The organism is Streptomyces sp. ICN903 (assembly GCF_022015835.1).
In the GTDB taxonomy this organism is placed as follows: Bacteria; Actinomycetota; Actinomycetes; order Streptomycetales; family Streptomycetaceae; genus Streptomyces; species Streptomyces fenghuangensis.
Map to the genome: position 1 here is coordinate 1 of NZ_JAKMAY010000218.1, position 9,928 is coordinate 9,928.

At 68.5% G+C, this 9,928-nt stretch carries 12 protein-coding genes; 8 read left to right on the top strand and 4 right to left on the bottom strand.

What is annotated here, in order from left to right:
• The coding region (locus tag L7D48_RS20430; RefSeq protein ID WP_237881137.1) for a hypothetical protein at positions 1-402 on the top strand (402 nt) is incomplete at its 5' end.
• A gap of 11 nt (positions 403-413) precedes the next feature.
• Positions 414-743 (top strand): hypothetical protein, encoded by a 330-nt coding sequence (locus tag L7D48_RS20435; protein WP_237881139.1) that lies wholly within the window; start codon positions 414-416, stop codon positions 741-743.
• Between the two features lie 217 nt (positions 744-960).
• Here the strand turns inward: L7D48_RS20435 and L7D48_RS20440 are convergent, their stop codons facing one another.
• Positions 961-1,101: a hypothetical protein gene (locus tag L7D48_RS20440; protein ID WP_237881141.1), complete on the bottom strand. Its 141-nt coding sequence runs from the start codon at positions 1,099-1,101 to the stop codon at positions 961-963.
• 491 nt (positions 1,102-1,592) lie between these two features.
• Between L7D48_RS20440 and L7D48_RS20445 the strand changes: the two genes are divergently transcribed.
• The 5 genes from L7D48_RS20445 (at position 1,593) to L7D48_RS20465 (ending at position 5,159) form a co-directional block, all read left to right on the top strand.
• Positions 1,593-1,964, top strand: a complete 372-nt coding sequence (locus L7D48_RS20445) for an Imm50 family immunity protein (RefSeq protein ID WP_237881143.1) — start codon at positions 1,593-1,595, stop codon at positions 1,962-1,964.
• Positions 1,965-2,269: 305 nt separating this feature from the next.
• Positions 2,270-2,710 carry a hypothetical protein gene (locus L7D48_RS20450; RefSeq protein WP_237881145.1) on the top strand — a complete coding sequence of 147 codons (441 nt, stop codon included), beginning with the start codon at positions 2,270-2,272 and terminating at the stop codon, positions 2,708-2,710.
• A gap of 38 nt (positions 2,711-2,748) precedes the next feature.
• Entirely contained in the window at positions 2,749-3,144 is a 396-nt protein-coding gene (locus L7D48_RS20455) for an Imm7 family immunity protein (RefSeq protein WP_237881147.1), read from the top strand.
• Positions 3,145-3,191: 47 nt separating this feature from the next.
• On the top strand, positions 3,192-3,944 hold the full coding sequence (locus L7D48_RS20460) for a hypothetical protein (RefSeq protein ID WP_237881149.1): 753 nt from the start codon (positions 3,192-3,194) through the stop codon (positions 3,942-3,944).
• Positions 3,945-4,466: 522 nt separating this feature from the next.
• The gene (locus L7D48_RS20465; protein WP_237881151.1) at positions 4,467-5,159 is read left to right on the top strand and encodes a glycoside hydrolase family 11 protein; all 693 of its coding nucleotides are present in this window, start codon (positions 4,467-4,469) and stop codon (positions 5,157-5,159) included.
• 116 nt (positions 5,160-5,275) lie between these two features.
• On the opposite strand, the gene hemQ is transcribed toward L7D48_RS20465, so the two are convergent.
• Together hemQ and hemG are read right to left on the bottom strand one after the other, a co-directional pair.
• The gene (gene hemQ / locus L7D48_RS20470) at positions 5,276-5,992 is read right to left on the bottom strand and encodes a hydrogen peroxide-dependent heme synthase (RefSeq protein ID WP_101255395.1); all 717 of its coding nucleotides are present in this window, start codon (positions 5,990-5,992) and stop codon (positions 5,276-5,278) included.
• Between the two features lie 4 nt (positions 5,993-5,996).
• Positions 5,997-7,409 carry a protoporphyrinogen oxidase gene (hemG, locus tag L7D48_RS20475; protein WP_237881153.1) on the bottom strand — a complete coding sequence of 471 codons (1,413 nt, stop codon included), beginning with the start codon at positions 7,407-7,409 and terminating at the stop codon, positions 5,997-5,999.
• Between the two features lie 212 nt (positions 7,410-7,621).
• Here hemG and L7D48_RS20480 point away from each other — a divergent pair, with 212 nt between their 5' ends.
• On the top strand, positions 7,622-8,809 hold the full coding sequence (locus tag L7D48_RS20480) for a DUF4349 domain-containing protein (protein WP_237881155.1): 1,188 nt from the start codon (positions 7,622-7,624) through the stop codon (positions 8,807-8,809).
• A 72-nt stretch (positions 8,810-8,881) separates the two neighbouring features.
• Here the strand turns inward: L7D48_RS20480 and hemE are convergent.
• Positions 8,882-9,928 (bottom strand): uroporphyrinogen decarboxylase (hemE, locus tag L7D48_RS20485; protein WP_374493040.1); only part of this gene is annotated, 1,047 nt, incomplete at its 5' end.

The window sequence follows — 9,928 nt, forward strand, 5'->3', positions numbered from 1 at the left end:
CCCTCCCCCAACCCGGCCACCTACGTCCACAACCCCCACACCTGGACCGACCCGCTGGGTCTGGCGCCGGACTACCCCAAAGCCAACCGGCTCGACAGGCTGCGCGGCGTCGTTCTCGACGAGAACGGGAAACCTCACGGATACGAAGACAGCAAAGGCGTCCAGATGGTCACTCCCCGAGAAATCGACGAAATCAGCGCATCCATCCGGAAAACTCTTGGAGCTCCGGATTCCCTGAAACAGGTACCGGGAAAAGGAACAGTTGAAGTGTGGGAACTTGAACAGGGAAACGTAAACTATCGAAATTTCAGCAGCTCGGGAGGAAAGGGGGACATCACAATTGACTTCACGGGAGATTTGAAGGAAGATTTGAAATTCAAGCGATATCACGCAACCCACTAGGAAGAAAAAGAATGACTTCGGAAGAATTGCTCAATGAGGAGATTGACTACCTTTACGAGTACGCCAGAAAAGGACTTCTATACTTCATCCCACTTTGGGATTCCGCTGAAACTTTGGCGGGAAAGGGTGCAACCCGGGAGCGCGTCAGGGAAATCACCCTGGAGTTGGTCGGAGCCTTGATCGATCGAGGTGTACAGGTCGGAGAAATTAGTCAGCAGGCCGACCGTGATATCGAACCCTGGAGCGAAGACAAGGGTGAGATCCTTAATCGAATCGATGAAGGGATTAAACACAGGAGTGATCCTTTGGATTTTGTGGACATTTGCGGCTTCAGGGCATGAAAGTGCTCCCCCGCATGTGTCAGATGGATATGGCCGGGCGCAAGGCTGCTACACAGATCGACTAATCCACCTCAGTGAACGCTTCTCATCCTGAGTGCCAGGCGACCTCGATGGCGTGAATGGCAGCGGCCGTGCGCCCGATGCGGTTGGTGCTGCACCGGGCCCTGCGGAGGATCCACCATTGTTTGAAGCGGGCGAAGGCACGTTCGCCCGGTGCTCACAGCCGGGCGTGTTCCCGGTTGTACTGCTGGTAGTACTCGGGAAGTTCGTGGTGGCGGTAGACGGCTCGTCTGCCGCGATGCCCCCGGCCTTCGGCCGGGAGGTGCCCCCAGTCAGTGGGGATCAGGGTAAGGAACATTGCGATCATGATCGGAAAATTGAGTGAGTTTATCAGGAACGCAAATGCGCTGACCGACATCTATCCCGGTGATCTCCCCGCAGGTCCCGCAGTCGTCCGCTCGATCAACCTCGGCCGGCGAGGCCCCACAGCCGTAATCCGCCTGGATATGCCAAAGCTACCCACTTCCCCGGATCAGGATTGGGCCGAGGCCGAATGTGATCGAGTTCAGTGCCATGTCGCTTTCCTGGGTGTGAGGGAATTCTGCTTGGAGTACTGGCTCGGTTCAGGGGAAGCGAGGGCTGCGGTGACTCCCATGGATACACGGCGGCTAAAGGTTCACCTGGAAGGACCAACGGTGCGATGCGGATTCACATGTAGCGACTCCATTACGGTCAGGCGTGTGAGCGCCTACCGCTCCTCCGAAGGGCAGGAGAGGCAGTTCTTCGCCAGCCCGTTGGACCGCAAGAGGTTCAGCGACAAAATGCCATGGATTGATGAGAGGACCTTCTATGGATGACAGAGAATGGCAAAGAATCCTCGAGCGTTCTGACGCACCTGAGGGAATCATCGAAAATGCCGCTGAACTGAACGGGACATCCCTCTCTTATCTCCATGTCGATGATCGGCATGAAGGGGCTGTCATAGCAATGGGCTTCAATTTCAGGATGTCACCCGAGGGAGCTCCAAGAAAATGGAGAGAGCAGAATTTCAACGCTTTCGAGGTCTCACTCGAGTTCACCTGCGTGCGAGACGTAAAAATCAACGATTGGGCAAGGAGTCTGGACTGCCTCATCACGTTCTCGCGGAGTTCAGAGGGAACGATCGACGTGAAGGTCTTTGGAGATGAGGAAAAAATCTCGTTCACCGCCGAGCGAGCCTGAATCTCCCGCTTTCGGCCGTACCGAGCGTCAGCGCCCTCGCCATGAACCGCGCGGTACCCGGCCGGTCAGGTCATCTCCGCTCTTGGCACCTGTGACTGCGGCCGGTCGCCTGGCCCTGCCCGCCTTCCTCCTGGCCGACAGGGTGCCTGACAGTCGGGACCGGAAGAAGATATCGACGAGTACATCGCCTTCACAAAATGGCGCATGGGTGGCCGGAAGCTGATCGCCGGCGTCGTCCAAGAGGATGCGGACCTTCTGGTGCGTGTCGTAGTCACATTGGAAAAACAGCCCCCAGAGAAGAGGTCATGAAGTTTATCGGTTTCTTCAGGGAGATGCACGGTGAGGAGAGAAGAAGGGGAGAGTCGCTTCTTGAAGCAGCGCGGATTCAAGGCGATTACGACACGGCGGGCATGACTTCTTACCTCGCCTCGGGGCATCCGGTCCTTGACGTCATGGAAGCAACCTCCGACTTGATCGGAAATAAGTTCCATTCCCCCGGAGGGGCGTCCGTCGTGACGGACGGCAAGTACGCATGGAGGACCGACCTGGTGGAGTACGTCAGGCACTACAGGATTAATCTCCCCCAGGAATTCGTTCAATGGGTGGATGGAAACTCCTACGAGGTTCCCGAGGTCGACCAACAGGACCTTATCGATATCTCCATCCCGGTGAACCATTTTTTGGGGTTCAACGTCGACCCGGGAGCTGGGCCACGACGAAAAAGAGAGGGGAAAAACACCTCATAGCAAGAACTTCCATCCACACGGCTCCGTCGGGGTGAGGGATGTGCGAATTTCACGGGTGGTTCGGGGTCGCGGAATCACCCGAGGAGTCGGAAGCAGGTGGCCTGGAACCGGGTATCAACGAGCTTCGGGCGCGGATCGCAGATATCAAATGGTCGACGGCCGACGCCGAGCTGAGAATCTACAACGGCCAGTACTTCGTCACGGTCAACGGCTTGGTCAACCGCCGCCGTGACGAGGCTACCGAACTGGAGGAGCTCTTGCGTTACATCGCGACTCGCTTCCCCGGTTCCTGGGGGCTGCTCTACGAACGCTCCGCCGACATGGAGGAGCCGCCGGGGCAAAACGCCTTCCGTGTCCGAGTCATGGCCAGAGGTGAAATCCACACCCGCTTGGATCCCTTCCTCTCCCCCACCCGGCCTGTCATCGAGGAGTGAGCGAAAAGCCGTGGCCTGCCGACCGGATTCGGTGAGGTGGAGCTCCCGTGGACATCGTTCTGAACAGCATCGACGCCGTGGTGACGGACGCTCCGTTGCCTTTTGCTCCGCGTCTGGCCTTGGACATGCCACAGGTGATCGTCGGCGGGTTCGCGAGCAGGGCGGAGTTCGAGCAGCAGGTACGGACCACCTTCGGCAGCCTGCGGTGGTTGTGGTCGGAGGAGAACGACATCCGGTTCGGCAAGGGGAGTCACGAGCTGGTGAGCGTCGGGCTCCACGTGCCGACCGAGGCCGCTCCCGCGGAAGCCGGCTTCCACGTCCCCGACGGGCTTCCGACCCTCCAAGGTGGGCTCCGCGCGAACGAGGTACGCGATTTCGGCATGCCGCAAGCAACGGTGTTGCACTGCGACACCGAGGCGGCCGAGCTGATCTGCCTGCGGGACCTTGCGGTCCCGGATGCGCTCCTGGAGGCGCGCATCGGCATCGCCCCCGGACTGGCGCTGCTCGTTCAGGACGGCGCCGTCGTGGGATGGAGTCTGGCCGACCCGGCGCGCTGCCTCACCAGCGGGTACACGGCCCCTGACCAGGCCCCGTCCTCCTCGGGCACCCGGCGGCAGTTGGCCGAGTACCTGGCCCTGTTCACCCGGCCCCTGGCCGACGAGGTGATGGACAAGGAGCCGGGCGCCTGGCGCCGGCTGCGTACGGCCGAGCGGGTCCTGCGCAACCAGCGGGAGGACCGGCGCAGAGCCGAGATCCTGCACCGGCTCGTCATCCGCATGCTCGAGGACTACGAGTACTGATGACGGACGACGCTGTCGCTGGGGTGGGCAGGGCAGGCAAGCCCGCACGGGGGGCGCGCCCTGCTCCCCGGCACCGGCTGGACCCAGCCTCATCGCGCCATGATCGGCGCCCTCGGAAGGTTTCCGGAATTTTTTCGATCAGTAGCCAGCTCGTTGCCTCCAGAACCAGGGGTCCGTCGACCTCACCTGAAGGAAGGATGCCGTCACGGCCGCTTGACCAGGCATGACCTTCTCCTGGCAGGTCCTCGATGGGCCTTCAACTCCCGTAAAACTTCCGGGAACTGTTGACAACCCAGGGGTGTCGGACCAACCTATCGGCATCGACAGGCCCCACCGCTGTCGAGCCGGGCCGCCCGCCGTGGCCCGGGCCTTCCGGTTGTCCGCCCCACGGCGGACGACCGTCCCCCCACCGTCGTCGATACGACGCCGGCGCGCGGTGGCCCCCCACGGCCGCCGACGGTACGCCGGGTCGTGTCGCGCTGCCCGGCCTCAGGGCCGGCCTTCGCGAGGAGGAAGCGAAGCATGGACAGGAACGACGCCCCCACCCCCAAGTCGATGAGCCGCCGCGGCTTCGTCGGCCGCGCCGGTGCCCTGGCGGTCGCCACCTCCGGGCTGATGCTGCCGGGTACCGGCACCGCCCACGCCCAGACCGTCAGCTCGAACCAGACGGGCTACCACAACGGCTACTACTACTCGTTCTGGACCGACGCCCCGGGAACGGTCTCCATGACCATGGGCTCCGGCGGCAACTACAGCACCTCGTGGCGCAACACCGGCAACTTCGTCTGCGGCAAGGGCTGGGGCAACGGCAGCCGCCGGACCGTGCACTACTCGGGCAGCTTCTACCCCTCGGGCAACGGCTACCTGTGCCTGTACGGCTGGACGTCGAACCCGCTGGTGGAGTACTACATCGTCGAGAACTGGGGCACCTATCGGCCCACGGGAGAGTACCGGGGCACGGTCAGCACCGACGGCGGCACGTACGACATCTACAAGACGACGCGCTACAACCAGCCCTCCGTCGAGGGCACCAGGACCTTCGACCAGTACTGGAGCGTCCGCCAGCAGAAGAAGACCGGCGGCACCATCACCACCGGCAACCACTTCGACGCCTGGTCGCGGGCGGGGCTGCGGATGGGCAGCTTCAACTACTACATGATCATGGCGACCGAGGGCTACCAGAGCAGCGGCAGCTCCAACATCAACGTGAGCTGACGGCGGCGCCCCGGCCGGGGCTCGCGCAGGGCCGCACCCGTGGCGCGGTGGCCGAAGGCCGCCGCGCCACGGGCGTGCTTCGCGGGCGCGCTCCGCGCCACACGCGCCGAAGACGGCTACGCCAGACCGGCCACCAGCTCGGCCAGATCCTTGCGGCGGCCGGTGTAGAAGGGGACCTCCTCGCGGACGTGGAGGCGGGCGCGGGAGGCGCGCAGGTGGCGCATCAGGTCGACGATGCGGTGCAGCTCGTCGGCCTCGAAGGCCAGCAGCCACTCGTAGTCGCCCAGCGCGAAGGAGGCGACGGTGTTGGCCCGCACGTCCGGGTAGCCGCGCGCCATCTTCCCGTGCTCGGCCAGCATCTCGCGGCGCTCCTCGTCGGGGAGGACGTACCAGTCGTAGGAGCGGACGAACGGATAGACGCACACGTACGCGCGCGGCTCCTCGTCGGCGAGGAAGGCCGGGACGTGCGAGCGGTTGAACTCGGCGGGGCGGTGCAGCGCCATGTTGGACCACACCGGTTCCATCGCGCGGCCCAGCTTGGTGCGCCGGAAGAGGTTGTACGCCTCCTGGAGCGCGTCGGCGGTCTCCGCGTGCCACCAGATCATCACGTCGGCGTCGGCGCGCAGTCCGGAGACGTCGTAGGTGCCGCGCACGGTGACGTCCTTGGCCGCGAGCTGGTCGAACAGCTCGCGGACCTCGTCGGCGTGGCCGGCGCGGTCCTCCGGCAGCGCCTCGCGCAGGCGGAAGACGGACCACAGGGTGTAGCGGATGACCTCGTTGAGGTCCTTGGCCTTCTTGCCCGCGTTGGGCGTCTTGCGGGGTTCAGCAGTCATGGGTTCATTCTCCCCCTGTCCGCGGGGCGGCCGGTGGCCGGGCCCTCGATCCCGGCTGGAGCACCGCCTCGGCGGCGGTACGGGCGCTGGCGATGCACGCCGGGATGCCGACCCCGTCGTACGCCGCGCCGCAGAGGGCCAGGCCGGGCAGTGCGGCGAGGTCCCTGCGCACGCGGGCGACGCGGTCGAGGTGGCCGACGGGGTACTGCGGCAGTCCGCCGTTCCAGCGGGTGACGGTGGAGGCGGCGGGGCGGGCGGTGAGCCCGATCGCGGTCTCCAGGTCCCGCAGGGACAGCTCCACCAGGTCGTCGTCGTCGCGGCCGAGGACCTCCTCCTCGCCGTAGCGGCCCAGGGAGGTGCGCAGGACGAACAGGCCGGGGTCCTGGGCGGCGTTCCAGCGCCACTTGTTGGTGGAGAGGGTGGAGGCCTTGATCGCCCGGCCGTCGGTGGCGGGGACGAGGAAGCCCCGGCCCTCGGGCACCCGGGCCAGGTCCCGGCGGCGGAAGGCCATGGTGACCAGGGCCATGGAGGCGTACTCGATCCGCTCCAGCTCGGCCGCGGCGGACGGGGAGTGGCCGGCCAGCAGCCGTGCGGCGGCGGGGGCGGGTACGGCCAGGACCACCGCGTCCGCCTCCAGCGGGCGGCCCGCGGCGACCACCGTCCAGCCGTCGCCGGTGCGGCGCAGCCCGGTCACGGGGGCGTCGGTGCGGATGTCGGCTCCCGCGGCGCGGCAGGTGTCGGCCACGGCGATGGGCAGCCGTCCCATGCCGCCCTCGATGCCCATGAAGACGGGCCCGTCCCGCCGGCTCGCCGCGGCTCGTTCCTGGACGCCGCGCACGGCGGCCAGCAGCGAGCGCTCCCTGCGGGCGGCCTCGAACAGGGCGGGTACGGAGGCTCGCATCGAGATCCGGTAGGCGTCGCCGGCGTACACCCCGCCCAGCAGCGGCTCCACGAGCCGGTCCACGACCTCGCGGCCGAGGCGGGTGGCGACGTACTCGCCGACGGCCACGTCCTCCCCGACCTCGGTGCGCGGCAGTTCGGCGTCCTCGGCGGCGCGGGCCAGGCCGTCGGGCGAGACGATCCCGGCGAGGACGGCCGGGTCGGCGGGTACGCCCATGACGTGGCCGGTGGGCATCGGGCGGACCTCGCCGCGGGTCCAGACCGCCGCGGTGCCCGTGGCGGGCGGCTGGAGGGCGTCGCCGAGGCCGGCGGCGCGGGCGAGGTCGAGGCCCTCGGGGCGGCGGGCGAGCATCGACTCGGCGCCCAGGTCGACGGCGGCGTCCGCGATCCGGCCGGCGTACAGCTTGCCGCCGAGGCGGGGGGAGGACTCCAGGACGGTCACGCGCGCGCCGCCCTCCAGCAGGCGGTGGGCGGCGGCGAGCCCGGAGATGCCGCCGCCGATGACGATGACGTGCATGGCTCCACTCTCCCAGACCACCGCGGGCCCCGGCGCGCCGCCCCGGCCGGGAGGGGCACGGGACGGCATCAGGTACGGCGGTGGCACGGCTGCGGCCCGGCGGTGGCTTTTCCGAGTCCCGAACGTGACCGCTTCGCTATCGGGGAACGGCAACCGGCCCGCGCGCCCGCCCGTCCAACTCCCGACATCCACCGATGTGTTGGGGGGCATTGATGTTCACACGCGGATTCACGTCCACGGTCGGCGGCGGCGCGCCCGCGCGGCGCGGGGCGCCGGCCGCGCTGCTGCTGGCCGCGGCTCTGGCGGTCACCGGCTGCGGCGCGGCGGGGGACGGCGACGGCAGTGCCGGCGCCAAGGCCGACCGGGGCGTCGCGGCGCCCGAGGCGGCCCGCCAGGAGGCGGGGCAGCAGGCCGGGCAGGAGGCGGGGGCCTACGAGCAGGGCGCCTCGCAGGCCGACCGCGGAAGCGCCGACGGCGAGAGCGCGGCCGACGACGCGCCCGACCCGGCCGCGACCCATGTCATCCGTACGGCGTCGCTCACCGTCACGGCCGAGGACGTGCCGGAGAAGCTGGCCCGGGCCCGCACGGTGGTGGAGACCGCGGGCGGCTACGTGGCCGATGAGGACACCGACAGCGACTCCGAGGGGCACGACCGCTCCCGTATGACGCTGCGGGTTCCGCCCGAGGAGTACCAGGGGGTGCTGGACGAGCTGGCCGGGCTCGGCGAGCTCGTCGAGCGGAAGGTGTCGACGAAGGACGTCACCGATCAGGTGGTCGACGTCGAGAGCCGGATCAAAACGCAGAAGGCCAGCGTGGAGCGGGTGCGCAAGCTGATGGACGAGGCCGGCGCGCTGTCCGACGTGGTGACCCTGGAGGCCGAGCTGAGCAGCCGGCAGGCGGATCTGGAGGCGCTCCAGGCGCGGCTGAAGTCCCTGGAGAGCCGCACCGGGATGGCCACGATCACCCTGGTGCTGCGCGAGCCGGACGCGGAGCCGGCCGAGCCGGAGGAGGACGGCACGCCGTCCTTCCTCGACGCCCTGGCGGGCGGCTGGCACGCCTTCGTCTCGACGGTCCGCTGGATCACGGTCGTCCTGGGCGTGCTGCTGCCCTTCGCCGCGGCGGCGCTGCTGGTGGCGCTGGTGTGGCGGCTGGTGCGCCCCTGGCTGCCGCGTCGTCCGGAGGGGGTGCTGTCGCGGCGCACCGGGCCTGCCGTGCCGCCGCCTCCGGTGGCGGTCCCGGGGCCGGTGGCGGCGTCCGGTGCCGCACAGGGCGCGGCGCCGGACGCGGGCGCGGGCGCGGCGCGGCAGGACGGTGACCGCGCGGAGGGTCCTGGGGCCGCCCCGGAGGAGGCGGGGGCTCAGAAGGCCCCGAAGCCCCCGAAGGCCCCGGACAAGGAGTGAGTGAACGCCGGTGGGCCGGGTCTCCCCGGAAGGAGGCCCGGCCCACCGGCGTCCCGCCGGGACGGAGCGGTCTCAGCGCGCGGTCTGCTCGTGCACGTACTCCACCAGGCGGGTGAGCGCGTCGGGGTCGGTGTCGGGCAGCACTCCGTGGCCGAGGTTGAAGATGTGCCCCGGCAGACCGCGGGCGGCGTCCAGCACGCGCCGCGCCTGGGTCTCGACGGCCTCGCGCGGCGCGAAGAGCACCGCCGGGTCGAGGTTGCCCTGGACGGCCTTGTCCGGGCCGATCCGGCGGGCGGCCTCGTCCAGCGGCACCCGCCAGTCCGCGCCGACGACGTCCGGGCCCGCCTCGGACATGGCGCCCAGCAGCTCTCCGGTGCCGACGCCGAAGTGGATGCGGGGGACGCCGTAGTGGGCGACGGCGTCGAAGACCTTGGCGGAGGCGGGCAGCACCGAGTCGCGGTAGTCGGCGGGGGCCAGGGCCCCGGCCCAGGAGTCGAAGAGCTGGACGGCGCTCGCGCCCGCCTCGATCTGCACCTTCAGGAAGGCGGTGGTGATGTCCGCGAGCCGGTCCAGCAGGTCCGCCCACAGCTCCGGGTCGCCGTACATCATCGCCTTGGTGTGCTCGTGGTTGCGGGACGGCCCGCCCTCCACGAGGTAGCTGGCGAGGGTGAAGGGCGCGCCGGCGAAGCCGATGAGCGGGGTGGCGCCCAGTTCGGCGGTGAGCATCCGGACGGCCTCGGTGACGTACTCCACGTCGCCCGGCTCCAGCGGGCGCAGCCGCTCCAGGTCGGCGCGGGAGCGGACGGGCCGCTCGACGACGGGGCCCACTCCGGGCTTGATGTCGAGGTCGAGGCCGATGGCCTTGAGGGGCACGACGATGTCGCTGAAGTAGATGGCCGCGTCCACCCCGTGACGGCGGACGGGCTGGAGGGTGATCTCGGTGACGAGATCGGGGCGCATGCAGGAGTCGAGCATCCCGATGCCCTCGCGCACCTTCCGGTACTCCGGCAGGGAGCGTCCGGCCTGCCGCATGAACCACACCGGGGTGTGCGGCACGGGCTCGCGGCGGCACGCCCGCAGGAAGGCGGAGTCGGCGAGCGCGGGGTCGGTGGCCGCGGG